Source organism: Desulfovirgula thermocuniculi DSM 16036, from assembly GCF_000429345.1.
Taxonomy (GTDB): domain Bacteria; phylum Bacillota; class Desulfotomaculia; order Desulfotomaculales; family Desulfovirgulaceae; genus Desulfovirgula; species Desulfovirgula thermocuniculi.
This window is the reverse complement of record NZ_AUBR01000032.1, coordinates 1-20657: the sequence shown is the minus strand read 5'-3', so window position 1 is coordinate 20657 and position 20657 is coordinate 1. Positions and strand designations below refer to the sequence as shown.

The following is a 20657-nucleotide window of genomic DNA, read 5'->3' as shown; positions in this document are numbered from 1 at the left end:
GCAAGGAAGATGAAACGCATAGGTGTATTTGTCTGCTGGTGCGGCACCAATATCGGCGGCGTGGTAGATGTGCCGCAGGTGGCCAAAGCCGCCTCCTCCTTTCCCGGCGTGGTCCTGGCCACCGACTACAAGTACATGTGCTCCGAACCCGGGCAGGAACTGATCGTGCAGGCCATAAGGGAACACCGCCTTACCAGGGTGGTCGTGGCAGCCTGCACGCCGCGGCTCCATGAAAACACCTTCCGCAAAACCCTGGAAAGGGCGGGACTAAACCCGTACCTGCTGGAGATCGCCAACATCAGGGAGCAGTGTGCCTGGGCGCACCAAAAGCAGCCCGGGCGGGCCACGGAAAAGGCCATCTCCCTGGTGCGCCGCGCAGTGGCCAAGGCATCACGCCTGGAGCCGCTCTTTGCCTCCACCATCCCCGTAACCAGAAAGGCCCTGGTTATCGGCGGCGGCATAGCGGGCATGCAGGCGGCCCTGGACATTGCCGACGCCGGTCACCAGGTCATCCTGGTGGAAAGGGAGCCTACTATTGGCGGCAAGATGGCCATGCTCGATAAAACCTTCCCCACCCTGGACTGCTCCGCCTGCATTTGTACGCCCAAGATGGTGGCCGTAGCCCAGCACCCGTCGATCACCCTCTACACTTACGCCGAGGTGGAAAAGGTAGAAGGCTACGTGGGGAACTTCGAGGTGACCATCAGGCAAAAAGCCCGCTCCGTAGACCACACTAAGTGTACGGGATGCGGCACCTGCTGGGAGAAGTGCCCCACCCGGGTTCCCAGCGAGTTCGAGCAGGGCCTGGGTACCCGCAAGGCCATTTATGTCAGCTTTCCCCAGGCCGTACCCAACAAGCCGGTAATAGACCGCCGGCACTGCCGGTACTTTGCCGCCGGCAAATGTCGCGTCTGCGAGAAGGTCTGCCCGACAGGGGCCATAGACTACCAGCAGGGCGACCAGCTTATAAAGGAAAAAGTGGGCGCCATTGTCATGGCCACGGGGTATGACCTCTTTGAGTGGGAAAAGGTTTACGGGGAATACGGCTACGGGCGCTACCCCAACGTAATTACCAGCCTGCAGTTTGAAAGGTTGATTAACGCCTCTGGCCCCACCGGGGGGAAGATCCTGCGCCCTTCCGACGGGAAGGAACCGCAGAGTGTGGTCTTCGTCAAATGCGTGGGGTCCCGTGACCCGGCCAAGGGCAAAGAGTACTGTTCGCGCATTTGCTGCATGTATACGGCAAAGCACGCCCACCAGGTCCTGGAAAAACTGCCGGGGGCAAGGGTCTACGTCTTCTACATGGACGTGCGGACTGCCGGCAAAGCCTACGAGGAGTTTTACCTGCGCACCCTCCAGGATGGAGCCCACTACATCCGGGGAAGGGTTTCCAAGATATACCCGGAAGGGGACAGGCTCATCGTCAGGGGCGTGGATACCCTCCTGGGCAGGCAGGTGGAGGTCGGCGCGGATCTCGTCGTCCTGGCTACGGCTGTAGTCCCCAGCCGTGGCGCGGCAGAACTGGCCCGCCTCGTGGGTATTTCCTGCGACCAAAACGATTTTTACACCGAGGCCCACCCCAAGCTGAGGCCGGTGGAGGCGAACACCGCCGGAATCTTCCTGGCCGGGGCCTGCCAGGGCCCCAAGGACATACCCGACACGGTGGCCCAGGCCAGCGCGGCGGCGGCCAAGGTCTGCGCCCTCTTCTCACGGGAAGAAATGGCCGCCGAGCCCACGGTGGCGCAGGTTAACCAGTTCCTCTGCTACGGGTGCCTCGAGTGCCAAAAAGTGTGCCCGTACCGGGCCATTGAACCCGTAACCGTCAGCGAAAACGCTGCCGGAAAGAAAATAGAACGCACGGTAGCCAGCGTGAACAGCGGCCTGTGCCAGGGCTGCGGCGCGTGCACCGTGGCCTGCAAGCCCGGAGCAATTAACCTCAAGGGCTTCAGCAACGAACAGGTACTGGCGGAGGTAGATGCCCTATGTCTCTAGACAGCCAGTGGGAACCAAAAATCGTCGGCTTCTGCTGTAACTGGTGCAGCTACGCCGGAGCCGACCTGGCCGGCCTCAATCGCTTGAGCTACTCACCAACCGTACGCATCGTCAGGGTGCCGTGCTCGGGAAGGGTAAATCCCGCTTTTATCATCCGCGCCTTCCAGAGGGGTGCCGATGCCGTACTCGTCAGCGGCTGCCACCCCGGGGACTGCCATTATGTCAGCGGCAACTACCATGCGCGGCGGCGCTTTTTGGTTTTCAAGCGCCTCCTGGAGTACGTCGGCTTTGAAGGGGAGCGGCTCCAGGTACGGTGGATCAGCGGCTCCGAGGGGGCCAAGTTTGCGCAAACGGTTGACGAGCTGGACCGGAAAATAAAGGCCCTGGGGCCGAACAAAAAGATGAGGCAGGAGCCACCGGGCTTCTCTGGGGTGAAGGATCATGAGGGATGAAAACAAAATACAGGAGAGATTGCGCGAAACAGCCCGGCAGCTTTTACGGGAAAGAGAGGTCGGCCTGGTCATTGGCTATGCCGCAGGCAGCGAGGCTTACTGGGTTACGCCCGCTTTCATTAAGGAAGAAGCCCAAGCCGACAGGCTGGTCTGGAATCCCTTCTGCGTAAACAGCCTGGCCAAGTATCTAATTAACTACCACCACGAGCCGTATAAGGTAGCCGTGGTAGTTAAAGGATGCGATTCGCGGGCCTTAGTGCGCCTCCTCCAGGACAACCAGGTGCAGAGGGAAAAGGTAGTGGTTATCGGCATTCCCTGCCTGGGAGTAGTAGACGCCAAGGCGGCGGCGTTAAAAATTGCGCCGGGGACCCGCATCCTGGGAGCCTCCGTTACCGACGGAGAGTTCCTCCTGCAAACGGAAAGCGGCACCCTTAGCCTGCCGCGCGGAGAGGCTCTCTGCGCTAAGTGCCGCTACTGCGAGAATCCCACGCCGGTGCTGGCCGATACTCTGCTGGCCGAGGAGGTCGCCGCCGAGCCCGCCGCAAACATTTACGCGGAAGTAAGAGAAGTGGAAAGCTGGCCCAGGGAAAAGAGGAGCGCTTTCTGGGACGGGCACTTCCAGCGCTGCCTGCGTTGTTATGCCTGCCGCAACATCTGCCCCGCCTGTACCTGCCGGGAATGCGTTTTTGACCAGACCGACCCCTGCTGGGTAGCCAAGGCCCACAATCTCTCGGAAAACACCGCCTTCCACCTCATAAGGGCCATGCATGTGGCCGGGCGCTGCGTGGACTGCGGGGAATGCGAAAGGGCGTGTCCCGTTAATATTCCTTTGAGGCTCCTCAACCAGAAGGTTATCAAGGACATTAAAGAACTGTTCGGCGTCTCCACCCCGGGAAGCAGGCTGGATGAAATGCCTGCCCTGGGCATGTTCGCCACCGAAGACCCGGACGAGTTCAACTAGGGGGAAAGCCGATGAGCGTTCGCGACTTTCTGCTTACCCGGGAGGGCCTGCATTCATGGCTATCCCGTCTGGCCAGGGATTACCCTCTAATAGCCCCGGTGGAAGAGGAAAAAGGCGTTATTACCTTTAAGCAGGTCGGCGGCCCGCAGGAGATTGTTTTCGACTGCGCCCCAAGTACCCTTCCTCCAAAGGAGTGGTTTTTGCCCTCCACCGAGGAGCTTTTCGCCTTTTCCACCGCCGGGGGAGGAATTACCCTGCAGGAACCCCCGGGCCCCAAAGAAAGGGTGCTGTTTGGCCTCCATCCCTGCGACGTCAGGGCCCTGCTGGCTTTGGACCCGGTCTTTGGCGGCACATACCCGGATCCCTATTACCTGGGGAGGCGGAAGGCTACCATTATTGTGGCCCTTTCCTGCACCAAGCCGGGCCCCTACTGCTTTTGCCCGGCTGTGGGGGGAGATCCCGTGGTAGCTGCGGGGGCAGACCTCTTACTTACGGAAAGCGGCAGCTCCTTTGCCGTAAAGGCCATGACCTCCCGGGGGGAAGAAATTATCCAACGCTACCCCGGGCACTTTGCGCCGGACGAGGAGGGGCGGGGGGAAAGGGCCAGGCAGGAGCTGGCCGGGCAGCTGGCGGGCATGTTTGCCTTCCTGCCCGATCTGCGCGGGGTTAAGGAATTCCTGGACGGCCACTTTGAACTTCCCTACTGGGAGGAAGTCGCCAGCCGATGCCTGGGCTGCGGCATATGCACTTATACCTGCCCGACGTGCCATTGCTTTGACATCTTCGATCAAAGCTGGGACGGGGCCCGCGGCCTGCGCGCGCGCTGCTGGGATTCCTGCATGTTCAGCCAGTTCACGCGCATGGCTGGCGGCCATAACCCCAGGCCTACCCAAAAGGAAAGGGTGCGCAACCGCTTCCTGCACAAGCTCAAGTACCACCAGGACCGCTACGGCCTGGGTGGCTGTGTCGGCTGCGGCCGATGCGTGGCCAAGTGCCCCGTTAACATAGATATCCGCCGGATCATCGGCGACTTAAAGGAGCTGGCCAGCCATGGATAATCCGCTTAAGCCCTACCCGGCGACGATCGTTAAGATTACGGACGAAACGCCCGACGTAAAAACTTTCCAGATAGTTTTTGACGACCCGGGGGTATGGGATCACTTCCGGCACAAACCGGGGCAGGTAGCCCAGATTTCCGTCTTTGGTGTTGGCGAAGCAACGATCTCTATTACTTCTTCGCCCACTCGCAAGGGGCTGCTCGAATTCAGCGTGAAAAGGGTGGGGCTCCTCACCGGTGCCCTACATCAGCTGGAGGCGGGAAGCAAGGTGGGCATCCGGGGCCCCCTGGGAAACCATTTCCCGTACGAGGAAATGAAGGGTAGCGACCTTTTATTCATTGGCGGCGGCATAGGCCTGGCTCCCCTGCGGGCTCTTATTGACTTCGTCCTGGACGGGGAAAACCGCAGCCACTACGGCCAGGTGGAGATAATTTACGGCGCCCGCTCCGCGGCAGACCTGTGCTTTAAAGACGACCTTTTTAACCGCTGGCCCCACATGCCCGGAACAAAAGTGTACCTCACCATTGACAGGCCCGAAGAAGGGTGGAACGGCCATGTGGGTTTTGTGCCCAGCTACCTGGAAGAAATATCTCCCTCGCCCAGAAACAGGTTCGCCATTACCTGTGGTCCCCCGGTAATGATTAAGTTCGTCCTCTCCGCCCTGCAAAAACTCGGCTTTCCGGACGAGCGCATCATCACCACGCTGGAAATGAAAATGAAGTGCGGGGTCGGTAAATGCGGGCGCTGCAACATAGGAAGCAAGTTTGTTTGCGTGGACGGGCCGGTCTTCTACTTAAGCCAGCTCAAAGAACTTCCCCCGGAATTTTAAAAAGACACCGGCAAGTAAACCGGTGTCTTTTCTCGTTCGTTTACCGGGAAGAACTCACACCGAGCACACCACCCAGCACGCCCGCTGCGGCGGCCAGCACTACTTTCTGGACCAGGGAAGAGGGCACAAGGGGCACGGGCAGCACGGTGGCCGTAAGCAGGAAGGAGAAGAGGCAGAACAGCACTGCCACCCCCAGGCCGTGCCAGAGCCCTCCTTTCCCGGCCCGGTAGGATGCCAGCCAGGCGCCTGCCAGCACGCTAAAGAAAAAGAGGCCGGTGCCAAACCAGGGCAGCACGTCTTCGGCCAAGGCGGTAAAGTACAACCCCGCCCCGAGGAAAACGCTTCCTGCAAAGGAAAACACCAGGGCCCAGAAAGTCCCCCGCAGCACTTCCAGTAAATCAATAAAAGAGCCGGCCTTGCCATTCTCTCCCGGCAAACCAATCACCCCCCGACGGCTTTATAATTAGTTATATTCGTGTTAATCTATGGAAATAACGCCTGGTCAAGGATCTCTACCCCGTCGTGGCAGAGGCACCCCCCGGGGGCAGGAAAGCAGAAAGGGGAAGAGAAATATTCCCGGGAGGGGGGAAAGCATGGGCGAACAAATCCTGACCTACACCCTGGGGCAAAAACTTTACCTAAACGTTACCAACAGGTGTACCAACAACTGCCTCTTCTGCATCCGTCATACCCCCGGCGGGATAGGCTACAACCTCTGGCTGGAGCGCGAGCCGAGCGTCGAGGAAGTAATAAGGGCCATCAAAGACCCGCTCGCTTACCGCGAGGTGGTCTTTTGCGGCTACGGCGAGCCCCTCATGCGCCTGGAGCTGGTCAGGGAAGTAGCGTCCTGGCTCAAAAAGAGGGGGGCTGCGGTAAGGATTAACACCAACGGCCAGGCCAATCTCCTTTACGGGCAGAACATCGTCCCCGCCCTAAAAGGACTGGTGGACGCGGTGAGCATCAGTTTAAACGCCCACGCGGAGGATGTATACCGGAAGGTGTGCCGCCCCGTTTTCGGGGAAAAAGCCTACGGTGCCGTGCTGGAATTTGCCCGTGCCTGTGTCGGAGAAATACCTAAAGTGGTGCTTACCGCCGTAGAGTGGCCGGAAGTGGATATGCAGAAGTGCCGGGAAATTGCCCACGGCCTGGGGGCGGAATTCCGCCCGCGTCATTTTGTGGGCGGTTAAGCGGCTCACCACCATATGGATACTTAATGTTGCCATAACTAGCAGGAATAACCATGAGGGACAAAGAAAATATTTACTATCTTTCCCGGAGAATTCTCGCTGTAAGGGGCGACCTTGCCGATGTGGAGGATTCCCCTGTCTTCTCCCAAAAGGCCGGACGCTTTCGCCTTTTTATGGCATGTAGGGGCCCGCATTTTAGAGACTCTGGGAGCCGAGGAAAAGGCCCTGCGGTGGCTTTACAGAGCCATGCAGCATAAGCCGGAGCAGCGCATGCTCCACCTGCACGCCACCAGGCTGTGCCTTAAAAAGGGCTGGCTGGACAAGGCCCTGATACACTGGAAAAAGGCGTGCGGCGACGAGGGCAGGGCCGGCCTCCTCTACTGGCTTAAGCGCATGAACGAAAGGGCTTTCAATACCGCCCGGCTGATCGAGAAAACCGGCACCTACGGCAGTTGTGACGAGGGAGACCTTTCCCCTAAAACCGGCGGGGCGAACGAACTAACTTTAACAGAAATTGGTATTAAGCTTTTGGAGGCTAACCAGGCAGAACATGCCCTTGCCTTGTTTAAAGAAGTAATGGACAGCCGCGGAGCTACCCCCGAACTGTACCTGAACATGGGGCTGGCCGCCAGCAAAATGGGCCGGCACGAGGAAGCCCTCGAGTATTACCAGCGCGCGCAGGCAGGCGGGTTAAATAACGCCGAGGTAATGAACAACAAGGGTTACAGCCTTTACCACCTGGGGCGTTACGAGGAAGCCATTGCCTGCTACGAGCTGGCCAAAGAAATGTGCCCGGGCGACACAACTATCCTGGCCAACCTGGCCTCGTGCTATCACCGGGCCCGCCTGTACGCCAAGGCCATTTCCTACTACGAGGTCATCATCCAGCGCTACAAGGCCGATGCTACCACCTACAACAACTACGCCCTCCTCCTGGAAGAGCTTGATAAGAACGACGAGGCCCTGCAGCTTTTTGATAAAGCCCTAAGCCTGGAGCCCCATAACCCGTTAATACTCTTAAACAAGGCAGCCTGCCTGGTAAAGCTCCACCGGCACGAGGAGGCCATGGCCATCTGCAAAAAAATGTTGCAGGAAAACCCTGCGCTGTTCCTGGCCTGGGGCTTACAGGGAAACATCCTCAACGAGCTGGGGCGCGCTGCGGAAGCAGCGCAGTGTTACCGCCACGCCCTGGGGCTTTAGACCCTTTTTCTTTTTTGGGGAGGAGGACGTTTGTAAGAGCCGGCGAAATAGTTTAAAGCTAGGTGTATTTGTCATACTACTACACGATTAAACCTCCGCGGAGGACAACCTTACCATGTTCCGCCTGAGCGTGAAAAGCCGCTTTGCAGCCGCACACCACCTGGTAAACTACCGGGGCAGCTGCAGCCGCCTGCACGGGCACACTTGGGAAGTGGAAGTGTCCGTGGAAGGGACGAGCCTGGATCACTGCGGTATGCTGGTTGACTTTAACGCCCTGAAGCAGGCGGTAAATAATGTTCTTAAGGACCTGGATCACGCTTACCTGAACCAGCTACCGCCTTTCAACCAGGAAAACTTCAACCCCACCGCCGAAAACCTGGCCAGGTACGTTTTTGAGAGGTTAAAGCCCGCATTGCCACCGGGAACATCGCTGGCCGAAGTGCGCGTGTGGGAATCGCCCGACGCATCTGCCAGCTACTGGGAGGAACACAAATGAGAAGCGTGGTGCTACTCTCCGGCGGACTCGATTCCGCCGTTTCCCTGGCGCAGGCCGTCCAGGACAGCGAAGTCGTGCTCTGCCTGACCATGGACTACGGGCAGAAAGCGGCACGCAAAGAAATTGCCGCCGCTGCCGCCCTGGCCGCACATTATAAGGTCCCCCACCGGGTCGTAGAGCTGCCCTTTCTGGCCCAGATCACCAGGACTTCGCTGGTGGACAGAAACGTGGCCGTGCCGGAGCCCCCTGCAGAAATTCTCGACAACTTGGAGGAGGCCAGGGCCACAGCCGCCGCCGTGTGGGTGCCCAATCGCAACGGTTTGTTTATCAGCATTGCCGCCTGCTTTGCCGAAGCCATGGGTTGCCAGCAGGTGGTTACCGGCTTCAACCGTGAAGAAGCGGCGACTTTCCCCGACAACAGCCTTGCCTTTATAGAGGCCACCAACAGGGCCCTCAGCTTTTCTACCCTCTCCGGGGTCAGGGTGGTGAGCTACACTGCCAGGCTTAACAAGGCCGAAATAGTGGCGCTGGGAAAGCGCCTGGGGGTACCCTGGAACCTCATCTGGAGCTGCTATTACGGGGGAGAAACCATGTGCGGGCGCTGTGAGAGCTGCCGCCGCCTTGCCCGCGCCATGGCTGCTGCGGGGGAGGGAGGGTAGCGCAAATGCACGTTTATTTTCACCCCCAGATCATTGCCTATGACGGGTCCCAGCTTTCCTCCCTGTGGGCTTACCGCACCTTCGGTTTGCTTGGGGAAAGCATTGTAAGTTTCAGGGGACCCTGCCGCGTAGATTTCGCCCACATGGTAGATGTGGAGGACTTAAAAAACCGCTCGCCAATTTACGGCAGCGACATGCTGCACTTTGTGGTCGAGCACTTTGATCACGACCTGGAAAAAGCCGTGCTGCGCCAGCGCCTCTTAGTAGCCGTGGCCAGGGACATTTTAGAGGAAAAGGCGGGCGTAAAGCTTTTGCGCCGCGGGGACGACCTTTTCTTTCAGGAACGCAAGCTGTCCATTTCCATTGCCACGGCCTCCCCCGTGTCCACCATGATGCACTTCGCCCTGAACATCTCGCCGGAGGGCACGCCGGTCCCGGCGGCTGGTCTTATAGAGATGGGCTTTTCCCCCCAGGACATCCCCGGGCTGGCCGAGGGAATAGGGCAGGCCTACGCCCTGGAAATACAGGGCGTCCTGATGGCCAGATGCAAGGTGCGGGGGGTAACATAAGGTGTCCCTTCCCGCGGCCCCCTTGGTGGAAATATTTTCATCCCTGCAGGGGGAGGGCATCTTTGTTGGCTGCCGGCAAATTTTTTTACGCCTGGCGGGATGCAACCTACAGTGCTCCTATTGCGATACTTTCCACGACATCCCCCAGTATTGCCGCTGCCAGGCCGACCCGGTGCGCGGGGATTTCCGACTCATACCCAACCCCCTTACGGTACAAGAAGTGGTGAAAAGAGTAAAGGCCCTGAGCCCGCACCTCCACCACTCCCTCAGCCTGACCGGCGGCGAGCCCCTGCTGCACGCCACCTTTCTTGCCGAGCTTTTGCCCCGGTTGCCGAAAACGAGGGAAGGCATATATCTCGAAACCAACGGCACCCTGCCGGAGCAGCTCGAGCCCCTGCTCCCCTACGTAGATACCATAGCCATGGACATAAAGCTCCCTTCCACGGCAGGCATCAGGCCCGCCTGGGAAGAACACAGAAGGTTCCTGCAGCTGGCCTCCTGCAGGAGGGTTTTCGTCAAGTTAATCGTAGATCATGAAAGCAGGGAGGAGGAAATCGAAGAAGCCCTGCGGATAATACGCAGCGCGGGCGACATCCCCCTAGTCCTCCAGCCGGTAACTGCCGGAGGCAAGCTGCGTGCCGGCCCTGCAAAGCTTTTTGCCTGGCAAGCCCGGGCCTTAGAAGTTTTATCCGATGTCAGGGTTATACCCCAGGTCCACAAATGGCTGGGATGCCCGTAACGTGCTTGGAGGGAGAGGTTAAATGGCCATAGATACAGAGAAAATTGAGAAGGCCGTACGCATGATCTTGGAAGCCATTGGCGAAGATCCGGATCGCGAAGGGTTGAGGGAGACTCCGGCCCGGGTGGCCAGGATGTACAAGGAAATATTTTGCGGGCTGTGGGATGATCCCGAAAGGCACCTGGAAACCATATTTACCGAGGATCACGAAGAAATGGTGGTGGTCAAGGACATTCCCCTTTACTCCATCTGCGAGCACCACCTCCTGCCCTTCTTTGGAAAGGCCCACGTAGCCTATATCCCGCGGCGGGGACGGGTAACGGGGCTTTCCAAGCTGGCCCGCGTGGTGGAGGGCTTTGCCAAACGCCCCCAGCTCCAGGAGCGCCTCACCACCCAAATTGCCGATTGCATCATGCGCCGGCTCAATCCCCAGGGAGTCCTGGTGGTCATTGAGGCCGAGCACATGTGCATGACCTTGCGCGGGGTACGCAAGCCGGGCTCGAAAACAGTCACCTCTGCCGTACGGGGCCTCTTCCAGAAAAATGAAGCCACCAGGGCAGAGGCCATGGCCCTCATAAAGGGCTAATCCGGCAACGCTACGGAGGTACGCGCCCATGAACGAAAAGGAGGAAAAAGGGGAGGGCAAATTGCAATTAATTGCCACCAAGAGCTTCCCTCCCTACCCCGATATGTACAAGGTTGTGGACTTCTTAAATAAGACCCTCCGGCATAAGAAAGTAATGTTCGGTCTCACCAAAGACCAGAACACGGGCAACATGATCATTTCAATATACGAAATTTAGCCTTACGGGGAATGAAGATGATCCTGCTGCTCAGCAACGATGACGGCATCTATGCTCCCGGCCTGCGGGCCCTGGCCGAAAGCTTGCAGGACCTGGGCCAGCTTTACATTGTCGCCCCATGCCAGGAGTGCAGCGCCACCGGGCACGGCATTACGGTCCACCGCCCCCTGCGGCTGGAGAAGGTAACCCTTCCCGGCATCAACGCCGTAGCCTGGTCCGTGGACGGCACGCCGGCGGACTGCATAAAGCTCGCCGTGGAAGATCTGCTCTCTTTCCCGCCGGATTTAATCGTGGCCGGGATAAACAACGGGCCCAACCTGGGCACCGATGTGCTTTATTCCGGCACCGTCTCCGCGGCCATTGAGGGGGCCATTAACGGCTTCACCTCCCTGGCCATTTCCCTGGCCAGCGATACCAGCGCGGACTTCTCCACCGCTGCCCAGGTGGCCAGAAAGATCGTCCTCCGCCTCTTTGAAAAGAGGCTGCCCAAAGGCACCCTGTTGAACATTAACATCCCCGAAGGAAAGCCGCGGGGGGTGCGCATAACCAAGCTGGGCACCCGGCGCTACGTAAACGTCTTTGACAAGCGCGTTGACCCCCGCGGGCGCGTGTATTACTGGATGGCCGGGGAACCTCTTGACCTTGTAGACAACAGGGAGGAAACAGACATCCTGGCCATTAAAGAAAGGTACATTTCCATCACACCGTTGCAGCTGGATCTCACCAACTACCAGGCGCTTGCCGAGCTTAAAAACTACTGGGAAGGCATACTTTAGCTTGGCTAGCGGCGCCAGGTGAGAAAGGAGATCAGGCGCCGCAGGTCGTGGGCGTGAAGGCCTCCCACCAGGAGCAAGAAGATGAGGTAGGAAAGACCTCCGCAGGAAAGCACGGCCAGCAACTCCCAGCGCGAAATTACCGGCGCATCCGCAAACGCGAGGCGGGCGTACCAGATAACCGCCGCCATGCCCAGCGTGGCCATCAGGGGCCTACCAAAGCAGTAGTGCAGGTCTAACTTGAGGCCGGTCAGCCTTTTTAAATCGCGGTAGTTCAGGAGGGACATTACCAGATAGCCCAGGCAGAGGGAGATGGCCGCTCCTCGGATGGTCAAACAAGGCAGGGAGGTCAGGTAATAGATGCCCGCCAGCTTAAAGAACGAGGCTATGATTAGGTTGCGCAGCGGGCTTTCGGGACAACCCAGCCCCTGGAGAATACCGGTGGTTGTCTGCTGCAGGTAGAGAAAAGGACCCCCAAAGGCCAGGATGCCCAGGGCAATCCCAGCCTCCGCATAGCCAAAAACGGCATGGCAAAGCTCCCTGGGAAGGAGGGCAAAAACCGCCGCCGCCGGCAGGCCGGCCATCATGGCCAGCCGGAGGGCCTCTTCCGCGCGCCCGCGCACGAGGGAGAGGTTATTTTTCGCCAGGGCGTCGCTTATGGCCGGAACCAGGGCGGTGGCCAGGGAAACAGTAACAATGCCGGGAGTAAACAGCAGGGGTTCGGCAATGCCCGCGAATTGTCCGTAAACACCCGTGGCTTCCTTAATATTCATCCCCGCGGCCTGCAAGCGCCGCGGTATGAGAAGGGCATCGAGGGATAAAAAGGCGGTGGATACAAAGCGTGTCAGGGTAACGGGAATGGCCAGGCGGAAAATCCTCAGGGAAACGGACTGCCAGGGTTCGGGGAGGAAAGGTTGCTTTTGGACAGGGCCGGCGGGCCTTTTCTGGAAGTAGATAACCAGCATCAGCAGGAACCCGGCCAACTCCCCCGCCACCACTCCCAGCGATATGCCCGTGGCGGCAAACTCAAGCCCCATGGGGAGCAGGAAGAGGGCGGCGCATAACCCCACCACCACGCGTACGGACTGCTCCACCACCTGTGTTACTGCCGTCGGTACCATCTGCTGCAGTCCCTGGAAAAACCCCCTGAAGGCGGAACACAGGGCCACGACGACAATGGCCGGCACCAGTGCCGTAAAGCAGTAAACTGCCTTGGGGTTGGGGAAAATGAGGCGTATGTAAGGAATACTTATCAACAACAGGCCGGTGACCAGCAGGCTGTTTGTGGCAAGCCAGAAAAGAGCCACCGTAAAGACCCGGTAAGCGCCGCAGATGCTGCTGCGGGCCACTTCCTCAGCCACCAGCTTGGCAACGGCTACGGGTATGCCTGCGGTGGCCAGAACCAGGACCAGGATGTATACCGGATAGATCATGTTAAAAAGGCCTACCCCTTCGGGCTGCACAAAATGGATGAGGAGCACCTGGTAAACAAAGCCAATGGCCCTGTTAAAGATGCTGGCCAGCAAGAGCACAAAGGCACCGTAGACAAAAGATTGGGCCATGTTGCTGCCACCTCTTGGTATATCTATGTGTGGTGGCAGCAACCCTATGTGGCCAACCTTGTCAGCCATAACAAAATATAGTGTCGAAAAATTTTTCCCCCCACTACAGGATTTTGAGAAACAAACGTAGAATATTACTTAAGCCCAGGTTTCCAGCCCGCTTCCCCGGATTTCCGGGATGTTTTTTATTACCCAGATTTGCCCATCTCTCAATGAATGTTTGAATAGAAAGAAGACCGGGGGAAAGACTATTTATGTAAAAAGGAGGTAAAAGGGCTTGAAAAATTACCAGAGTACGCAGATACGCAACATCGGCGTTGTAGCCCACGGCGGGGCCGGAAAAACTTCTCTGGTGGAAGCCATGCTTTTTAATACCGGAGCCCTAAGCAGGCTGGGGAGGGTGGAGGACGGGACTACGGTTGCCGATTACCACCCCGAAGAAATCAACCGCCAGGTAACCATTCACACCAGTCTGGTGCCCTGCGAATGGAAGAACTACAAGCTGAATATCCTGGATACCCCCGGATACGCCGACTTTATTGGTGAAGTGAGAGCCGTTTTGAGGGTAGTGGAGACGGCCCTGTTTGTGGTTTCCGCCGTCGATGGGGTGGAAGTACAAACAGAAGTCATCTGGGATCTCACCGAAAACAAGCCCGTTTCGCGGGTCGTATTTATAAATAAAATGGACCGCGAAAACGCTAACTTTTATAAGGTCCTCGAAGAGCTCAGCGCCAAGTTTAAGGCTAACTTCGCTCCTATCCAGCTCCCCATAGGGCAGGCCACCGACTTTTTCGGCATTGTGGACCTGGTGGAGCAAAAGGCATACTCCTTTGCCGACGGCAAGGCCAAGGAAGTACCCATACCGGCAGATCTGGCACAGGAAATACCCTCCTACCGGGAAAAGTTAATTGAGGCTGCCGCGGAAGCCGACGATGAATTAATGATGAAGTACCTGGAGGGAGAAGAGCTCAGCACGGAAGAGATTAAAGCAGGGCTGCAGAAGGGCGTAGCTGCCGGCAAAGTGGTGCCGGTGCTGTGCGGCTCGGCCACCAAGAACATAGCCATCGGCACCCTCATGGATTTTCTCGTGGCCAACTGCCCCGCTCCCCCGGTAGAGGCCGGCGTACCCTTTTCCGGCCTCGTGTTTAAGACGCTGGCCGACCCCTACGTGGGCAAAATGAACTTTATCCGCGTCTTTACCGGAACCCTCAAAAGCGATACCGTCGTGCTCAACAGCACCAAAGAAAAACAGGAAAAAATAGGGCAAATCCTCTACGTGCGGGGTAAAAGCTCCACCCCCACCACCGAGGTGCCCACAGGGGATATAGCCGTGCTGGTGAAGCTTCAGGAAACCGGTACGGGTGATACCCTCTGCGATAAAGATCACCCCGTCAAACTCGATAAGATAGACTTCCCCGAACCCACACTCACGGTAGCCATACAGCCCAAGAGCAAGGGCGATGAAGATAAGTTGAGCGATGCCCTCACCAAACTTCTGGAAGAAGACCCCACCATTAGGGTAGAAAAGAACACCGAAACCAGACAGACCCTCTTAACCGGGATGGGCGAACTGCACCTGGACATCGTCGTGGAGAGGTTAAAGCGCCGGTACGGGGTCGATGTGGCCATAGAGACGCCAAAGGTTCCCTACCGCGAAACAATTCGCGGCGAGGCCAAAGTCGAAGGAAAGTACAAAAAGCAAACGGGTGGGCGCGGCCAGTACGGCCACGTCTGGCTGCATCTCGAGCCCCTGGCCGACGCACCCTTTGAATTTGCCGAAACAATCTTCGGCGGTGCCGTTCCCAAACAGTACATCCCAGCCGTGGAAAAGGGCGTCAGGGAAGCCATGCAGGAAGGCGTACTTGCCGGGTACCCGGTAACGGGAGTTAAGGTAACCCTTTACGACGGTTCCTTCCACCCGGTGGACTCTTCGGAACTGGCCTTTAAAATAGCCGCCTCAATGGCCTTCAAGAAAGGCCAGCAGCAGGCCAAGCCGGTGCTCCTGGAGCCCATCATGGAGGTGGAGGTAACCGTTCCGGAAAACTACATGGGCGACGTAATCAGTGATTTTAACACCAAGCGGGGTCGCATCTTGGGCATGGAGCCAGCCGGCAAGAACTCGCGGGTAAGGGCCCTGGTTCCCCTTGCCGAAATGTATCGCTACGCCATCGACCTCAAGTCCATGACCCAGGGGCGCGGGTCTTTCCGCATGAAGTTTTACAGTTACGAAGAAGTTCCCGCCAAGCTGGCCGAAGAAATTATCAAAAAGGCCAAGGCCGCCGCCGAAAACAACAAATAGACAGCAAAAAGCAGGGGAGGCCCTTATTTTCCCCTGCTTTTTAACGTTTTCCCCCAGACAAACCCTTTAAGGAGGGGAAGTCCCTTGGAAAAGCTGCGCCGGTATATGGAAAAGACCATCTCCGCCGAGAGAGCCGCAGACCGCGCTTACCTTAGCTCGCTGGGAATAAGCTGCACTTATTGCCCGGAGGTCCCCGAAGAATTTGACGAGTTTGAGTTTAGAACTTCTTTTGGGGCAACCAACATCGTGATTACGGTTGCCGTGGAAGAGGGGCAAATAAAAAGGATCCTCTTCAGTAAAGAGGATCCTGAAGATCCCGAAAACATAAAAGGCCTTACCGGCAAAGAGCTGAGGGAATTTCTTTCCCGGGAAGAAAGCAGGCTCCTCCGCTTCTTTGATTACCTGACCTGCCAGGATAAAGGGGAAGGCCAAGCCTAACCAAACTAAAGCCCCCGGCAAAACCGGGGGCCTGTTTGCCGCCACCGGTTTTCTACAAACCGGTGGCTCCTTCTGGTTTTTAGAAAACGCGCAAATTCAAACGTGGCAGGGGAGACAGGACTCGAACCCGCAACACCCGGTTTTGGAGACCGGTGCTCTGCCACTTGAGCTACTCCCCTAAAACTGCCGCCAAGATTATTATAAGACCTTCCGAGCCGCCCGTCAAGGCCACCCAGTAGCAAGGCCGGCAGGAATTTCAAGCGGAGACAGCGAACTGTGGCTTATAACCCAACCAATTAAGCAAAGGGCCAAACTGGAGGTAGGTAGGCATGGAACTGCGAAAAGTAATTTCCGAGGCGCTCTTCCACCACCCCGCAAAGGATTTTGCCCTGACTCCCGTGAGCTGCGAAATCAGGTTTGATCCCCTTACGGGTAAACGGAGCCGCATCATCCCCTTTCGCAGCCCCAAGCTCCCACACCATGACTGGACCCCCTATGTAGAGGAATCCCGCCAGAGGTTCTGCCCCTTTTGCCCCGAGAATTTACCCAAGTCCACGCCGCGCTTTCCTCAAGAAATGGTGCCCGGCGGGCACCTCAAGTGGGGGCAGGCCGTCGTGGTCCCCAACCTCTCGCCCTACGATACTTACGCCGCCGTAACGGTCATGAGCCCGGAGCACTACCTGCCCATCCCCGCCCTGAACTCAAAATTAATCACCGAGAGCTTCCGCGCTTCCCTGGAATTCATCAAGCTGGCCCGCTCCCACGATCCCCGGCAAGCTCTTTACGGCTCTATAGGGTGGAACTACATGCCCTACGCCGGTGGGTCCCTGATCCACCCCCACTTGCAGGTTCTCTGCGGCCCCCTGGCGGGTGCCTACACTGAGGAGATGATCTGCAGCAGCCGCACCTACCTGGCCGAAAAGGGGCGCTGCATCTGGGAAGATCTCCTGGAAACGGAGCGTGAAAGGGGAGAGCGCTACTTGGGACAGGTGGGAGGCTCTCACTGGCTGGCTTCCTTTGCCCCGCGGGGTCTGGCCGACGTGACGGCCATCTTTCCCCAAAAGTGCACTCCCGAGGATGTCGAGGACAAAGACCTGGAAGAGCTTGCGGAAGGGCTGCAGAAGGTCCTGCGCTATTACGAGGAAAACAATATTGCCAGCTTTAATGCGGCCTTTTACTTTGCCAGGAAAGAGGATGCGGGCTTTTGGTGCCACTTCAGGATTGTGGGCAGGTACACCATTTACCCCGTGGTGGGGAGCGACCACAGCCACCTCCAGGTACTGCAAGATGAATTCTGGACCATATATTCTCCCGAAGAAATGGCCGCGGAGCTCAAAAGGTACTTTTAAACAGGAGGAAAGTACCCGGCGGTTAGCGAACTAAAATGAAGAGCAAAACCTCGCTTGCGGGAGATGGAAACCTTGGCTACCGGAAGATGCATTGTATGTGGCCGCCTGATAGAGATAGAAGAGTTTTCCCCTCCGGAAGACGACGACTATTACGACTATGAGGAGGAAAAAGCGAGGCAAAAAAAGATTTTGTTTTGCCAGATATGCGAGGCAAAACTGCGCCGCGAGGCCGATGAAGCCCAGAAAAATCCCAAGCCAATGTAGCTTTGAGGGGGACAACCATTGCGGGGTAGCAAAAGCCGTCGGCGAATTGTTCTCTTGTCCCTTTTCTTTTTTATCCTCCTGTGGAAAGGGGCAAGCCTTTATACCAGCTGGCTGTGGTTCAAGGTCTTGGGCTACGAGAAAGTCCTGCTTACGGCCCTGCTTTCCAAGTGGGTACTGTTTCTCGCCGGATTTTCGGCTGTTTTCTTCTTTACCCTCGCTAACCTGCTGCCTATAAGAAGGTGGGCGGCGTTCCCGCAGGTATCTCCGGGAGAGCTTGAGCAGCCAAAGCTCGCCCCTGCGCCAAAAGCGGCCCTGCTGCTGGTAGGGGCAGCCGGCCTTATCCTGGCCCTCGTAAGCGCGTACATCCTGGCACAAAGCTGGCTCACCTGGCAGCTGTTCCGGCACAGGGTGCCTTTCAACCTCCCGGACCCCATCTTTCAGCGGGATGTGGGCTTCTACGTTTTCCAGCTCCCCCTCTACCTCCTCTTTCACCGCCTTTTCCTCCTGGTGGCGGTAACCAATCTCGCCCTTACATGCACGGGTTACTTCCTCGGGGGAGGGAGGGACTCCGGCGGGTGGAGGGCTCTCTTGCGTGCACCGCTGCCCCGCCTTCACGTTGCCCTTCTCGTAGCTTTAATTTTTACCCTCCTGGCCGGTGGCTTCTACCTCAAGCAGTTTACCCTGCTTTTTGCAGGGCACGGCGTTTTCTACGGCCCGGGATATACCGACATACACGCCAGGCTTTGGGCTTATCGTTTCCTGGCGGTAGCCGCCCTGGTCTGCGGGATATGGATGGCCGCAGGCATGATGATGCAAAAAGAAAAATACCTCCCGCATGTTGCTGGTTTATTCCTCGCTTGCGTCCTCGCCGCAGGTCTGGCTTACCCGCTGCTGGTGCAAAAGCTTCTGGTAGCCCCCAACGAAATGGAGATGGAAAAGCCTTATATCGAAAACGCCATCAGGTTCACCCGCCAGGCATACAACCTGCACAAAATAGAAAAGAGGTTTTTCCCCGCCGGGAGGCGCCTAACGGCCCAGGATATCCAGGAAAACGAGGACACGATCAGGAATATACGCCTGTGGGATTACCGCCCGCTGCAGCAAACATACAGCCAGCTGCAGGAAATGAGGCTTTATTATGAACTCAAAGAGGTGGACGTCGACCGTTACCTGGTAGGCGGGCAGTACCGCCAGGTTATGCTGGCCGCCAGGGAATTGAACCAGGACCAGCTGCCCCCCCAGGCTCAAACCTGGGTTAACAGGCACTTAAAATACACTCACGGCCACGGCATCGTCATGAGCCCGGTGAACGAGGTAACAGGAGAAGGCTTGCCTAACTTTTTCATTAAAGATATCCCGCCCTCTTCTCCTTACCCGGAGCTAAATATAACGCGTCCGGAAATATATTTCGGGGAGGCAACCAACAGCTACGTCATCGTCAACACCAGGGGACCGGAGTTTGACTACCCCAAGGGGGACGAAAACGCGTGGTGTACCTACCAGGGGAACAGGGGGGTAAAAATCGGCTCCCTGTGGCGGCGCTTCCTTTTTGCCCTTTCCCTGAGGGACTACCATATCCTGCTTAACCGCGACATCACCGCCCAGAGCCAGATTCTTCTCTACCGCAACATCCGCGAGCGCGTGCCCAGGATCGCGCCCTTCCTCCTCTACGACGGCGACCCTTACATTGTCCTGGCCAACGGCGAGCTGTTCTGGATGTGGGATGCTTACACCACCACCGGCATGTTTCCCTATGCGGAGCCGTACAAGAAGCAGCTTAATTACATCCGCAACGCCGTAAAGGTAACCGTTAACGCCTACGACGGAAGCGTGGCCTTTTACCTGGCCGATGAGGAAGACCCGCTTATAAAAGCATATGACAAGATTTTCCCGGGGCTCTTCCGGCCCCTCGCCGAGATGCCCGCCGAACTCCGCAAGCACATCCGCTACCCGGAAGATCTCTTCATGATTCAGGCCCAAAAGTACGCCCTGTACCACATGGAGGATTACCGCGTCTTCTACAACAAAGAGGACAAATGGGAAAGACCCACGGAAATCGTAGAATTTAAAGAGCAGCCCATGGAGGCCTACTACACCATTACCAGGCTGCCGGGGGAATACCGCCCCGCATACGTACTGATTCTTCCCTATATCCCCCAGAACAAGAAGAACATGGTTGCCTGGCTGGCCGCCCGGTCAGATGAGGAGCATTACGGGCAACTCCTGGTCTATGAGTTCCCCAAGCAGGAGCTTGTTTACGGCCCCATGCAAATTGAAGCCCGCATCAACCAGGATACCACCATCTCCCAGCAACTCACCCTCTGGGACCAGCGCGGGTCACGTGTCTTCCGCGGCAACCTGCTGGTCATCCCGGTAAAAGATTCCCTGCTTTACGTGGAGCCCCTTTACCTGCAGGCCGAGCAGAGCAGGCTTCCCGAGCTGAGGCGCGTCATTGTGGCCCACGGCGACCGAGTGGTGATGGAGCCGACCTTGCGGGAGGCCCTGCAGAGCATTTTCGGGCCCGCAAAGGGCGGGGAGGCGTTTCCTCCGGCGGGGGGCGCTGCCAGCCGCTCCCCCGCACGGCTGGCGCAGGAAGCCGTAAAACTTTACGACCGGGCTCTGGAGCACCTGAAAAATGAGGACTGGGCAGGATACGGTGAAGCTCTGAAGGAATTAAAAAGAACACTGGACGAGAGCAAAATGCAAAACTTAGAGCTCTTGAACCCGAAAGATTTTAGGACCTAAGGGGTAAGCTTTACCCACTTCCTTAACCTGCTTTTTGTAACACATTTACTTAAAAGAAGAAAGGACTTCCTCCTCTTTGTGTCGAATTTAATCGAAAAACCCCAAAAAACCACAAAGGGAGGAGGAAGCCCTTACATGGTGTATATTCAACAGCCAACGCTTTTTCCCTTCGAGGTTTTTGTTCACTCCGGCTGCAGTCACCAGCACTTTTTTTCGGCCCTCCTTTCTATCGATGTCGAGCCAATAAGGAAAATGTTTCCTTTGTACCAAGGAACCGGCCGC

General features: G+C 57.4%; 22 protein-coding genes and 1 tRNA gene. 19 read left to right on the top strand and 4 right to left on the bottom strand.

Annotated features, from left to right (window positions below):
• Nucleotides 1-9: 9 nt before the first annotated feature.
• The 5 genes from G454_RS0108890 to G454_RS0108870 are packed head-to-tail and all read left to right on the top strand — an operon-like array spanning nt 10 to nt 5292.
• A complete protein-coding gene (locus G454_RS0108890) occupies nt 10-1992 on the top strand; it encodes a CoB--CoM heterodisulfide reductase iron-sulfur subunit A family protein (protein WP_027718348.1) in 1983 nt (660 codons plus the stop codon).
• Nucleotides 1983-2444, top strand: a complete 462-nt coding sequence (locus G454_RS0108885; protein WP_027718347.1) for a hydrogenase iron-sulfur subunit — start codon at nt 1983-1985, stop codon at nt 2442-2444. The genes G454_RS0108890 and G454_RS0108885 overlap by 10 nt, the downstream gene beginning before the upstream one ends.
• The gene (locus tag G454_RS0108880; RefSeq protein WP_027718346.1) at nt 2434-3405 is read left to right on the top strand and encodes a Coenzyme F420 hydrogenase/dehydrogenase, beta subunit C-terminal domain; all 972 of its coding nucleotides are present in this window, start codon (nt 2434-2436) and stop codon (nt 3403-3405) included. The genes G454_RS0108885 and G454_RS0108880 overlap by 11 nt, the downstream gene beginning before the upstream one ends.
• Before the next feature lie 11 nt (nt 3406-3416).
• Nucleotides 3417-4463, top strand: a complete 1047-nt coding sequence (locus G454_RS0108875) for a 4Fe-4S dicluster domain-containing protein (RefSeq protein WP_035107514.1) — start codon at nt 3417-3419, stop codon at nt 4461-4463.
• Nucleotides 4456-5292: an FAD/NAD(P)-binding protein gene (locus G454_RS0108870; RefSeq protein WP_027718344.1), complete on the top strand. Its 837-nt coding sequence runs from the start codon at nt 4456-4458 to the stop codon at nt 5290-5292. Before G454_RS0108875 ends, G454_RS0108870 begins: the two co-directional genes overlap by 8 nt.
• 40 nt (nt 5293-5332) lie before the next feature.
• On the opposite strand, the gene G454_RS18440 is transcribed toward G454_RS0108870, so the two are convergent.
• Nucleotides 5333-5728 (bottom strand): TIGR04086 family membrane protein, encoded by a 396-nt coding sequence (locus tag G454_RS18440; protein ID WP_051276129.1) that lies wholly within the window; start codon nt 5726-5728, stop codon nt 5333-5335.
• Nucleotides 5729-5885: 157 nt separating this feature from the next.
• On the opposite strand from G454_RS18440, the gene G454_RS0108860 reads away from it, so the two are divergent.
• From G454_RS0108860 to surE, 9 genes are all read left to right on the top strand, one after another.
• The gene (locus tag G454_RS0108860; protein ID WP_027718343.1) at nt 5886-6479 is read left to right on the top strand and encodes a TatD family nuclease-associated radical SAM protein; all 594 of its coding nucleotides are present in this window, start codon (nt 5886-5888) and stop codon (nt 6477-6479) included.
• 246 nt (nt 6480-6725) lie between these two features.
• Nucleotides 6726-7679 carry a tetratricopeptide repeat protein gene (locus tag G454_RS0108855; RefSeq protein WP_169719335.1) on the top strand — a complete coding sequence of 318 codons (954 nt, stop codon included), beginning with the start codon at nt 6726-6728 and terminating at the stop codon, nt 7677-7679.
• Between the two features lie 115 nt (nt 7680-7794).
• Nucleotides 7795-8175: a 6-carboxytetrahydropterin synthase QueD gene (gene queD / locus G454_RS0108850; RefSeq protein ID WP_027718341.1), complete on the top strand. Its 381-nt coding sequence runs from the start codon at nt 7795-7797 to the stop codon at nt 8173-8175.
• Nucleotides 8172-8834 carry a 7-cyano-7-deazaguanine synthase QueC gene (gene queC / locus G454_RS0108845; RefSeq protein ID WP_027718340.1) on the top strand — a complete coding sequence of 221 codons (663 nt, stop codon included), beginning with the start codon at nt 8172-8174 and terminating at the stop codon, nt 8832-8834. The genes queD and queC overlap by 4 nt, the downstream gene beginning before the upstream one ends.
• Nucleotides 8835-8839: 5 nt before the next feature.
• Nucleotides 8840-9403 carry a DUF366 family protein gene (locus G454_RS0108840; RefSeq protein WP_027718339.1) on the top strand — a complete coding sequence of 188 codons (564 nt, stop codon included), beginning with the start codon at nt 8840-8842 and terminating at the stop codon, nt 9401-9403.
• A gap of 1 nt (nt 9404) precedes the next feature.
• Nucleotides 9405-10142: a 7-carboxy-7-deazaguanine synthase QueE gene (locus G454_RS0108835; RefSeq protein WP_027718338.1), complete on the top strand. Its 738-nt coding sequence runs from the start codon at nt 9405-9407 to the stop codon at nt 10140-10142.
• Between the two features lie 22 nt (nt 10143-10164).
• Nucleotides 10165-10728, top strand: coding sequence for a GTP cyclohydrolase I FolE (folE, locus tag G454_RS0108830; protein ID WP_035107513.1), 564 nt, complete (start codon nt 10165-10167; stop codon nt 10726-10728).
• A gap of 28 nt (nt 10729-10756) precedes the next feature.
• On the top strand, nt 10757-10945 hold the full coding sequence (locus tag G454_RS0108825) for a YpmA family protein (protein WP_027718336.1): 189 nt from the start codon (nt 10757-10759) through the stop codon (nt 10943-10945).
• A gap of 17 nt (nt 10946-10962) precedes the next feature.
• Complete coding sequence (gene surE, locus G454_RS0108820; protein ID WP_027718335.1) at nt 10963-11721, top strand: 5'/3'-nucleotidase SurE; 759 nt, start codon at nt 10963-10965, stop codon at nt 11719-11721.
• Between the two features lie 5 nt (nt 11722-11726).
• Here surE and spoVB read toward each other — a convergent pair whose 3' ends face one another.
• A complete protein-coding gene (gene spoVB, locus G454_RS0108815; protein WP_027718334.1) occupies nt 11727-13280 on the bottom strand; it encodes a stage V sporulation protein B in 1554 nt (517 codons plus the stop codon).
• A 277-nt stretch (nt 13281-13557) separates the two neighbouring features.
• On the opposite strand from spoVB, the gene fusA reads away from it, so the two are divergent.
• Nucleotides 13558-15579, top strand: coding sequence for an elongation factor G (fusA, locus tag G454_RS0108810; protein ID WP_027718333.1), 2022 nt, complete (start codon nt 13558-13560; stop codon nt 15577-15579).
• Nucleotides 15580-15663: 84 nt separating this feature from the next.
• Nucleotides 15664-16017, top strand: coding sequence for a hypothetical protein (locus G454_RS0108805; protein WP_027718332.1), 354 nt, complete (start codon nt 15664-15666; stop codon nt 16015-16017).
• Between the two features lie 103 nt (nt 16018-16120).
• Here G454_RS0108805 and G454_RS0108800 read toward each other — a convergent pair.
• A tRNA-Trp gene (locus tag G454_RS0108800) sits at nt 16121-16196 on the bottom strand.
• 150 nt (nt 16197-16346) lie between these two features.
• Here G454_RS0108800 and G454_RS0108795 point away from each other — a divergent pair.
• The 3 genes from G454_RS0108795 (at nt 16347) to G454_RS18435 (ending at nt 20375) form a co-directional block, all read left to right on the top strand.
• Entirely contained in the window at nt 16347-17366 is a 1020-nt protein-coding gene (locus tag G454_RS0108795) for a hypothetical protein (RefSeq protein WP_027718331.1), read from the top strand.
• Nucleotides 17367-17438: 72 nt separating this feature from the next.
• Nucleotides 17439-17630, top strand: coding sequence for a hypothetical protein (locus G454_RS0108790; protein WP_027718330.1), 192 nt, complete (start codon nt 17439-17441; stop codon nt 17628-17630).
• A gap of 54 nt (nt 17631-17684) precedes the next feature.
• The gene (locus G454_RS18435) at nt 17685-20375 is read left to right on the top strand and encodes a UPF0182 family membrane protein (RefSeq protein ID WP_211230020.1); all 2691 of its coding nucleotides are present in this window, start codon (nt 17685-17687) and stop codon (nt 20373-20375) included.
• Nucleotides 20376-20462: 87 nt separating this feature from the next.
• Here G454_RS18435 and G454_RS22055 read toward each other — a convergent pair.
• Nucleotides 20463-20657 (bottom strand): hypothetical protein (locus tag G454_RS22055; RefSeq protein ID WP_211230019.1); only part of this gene is annotated, 195 nt, incomplete at its 5' end.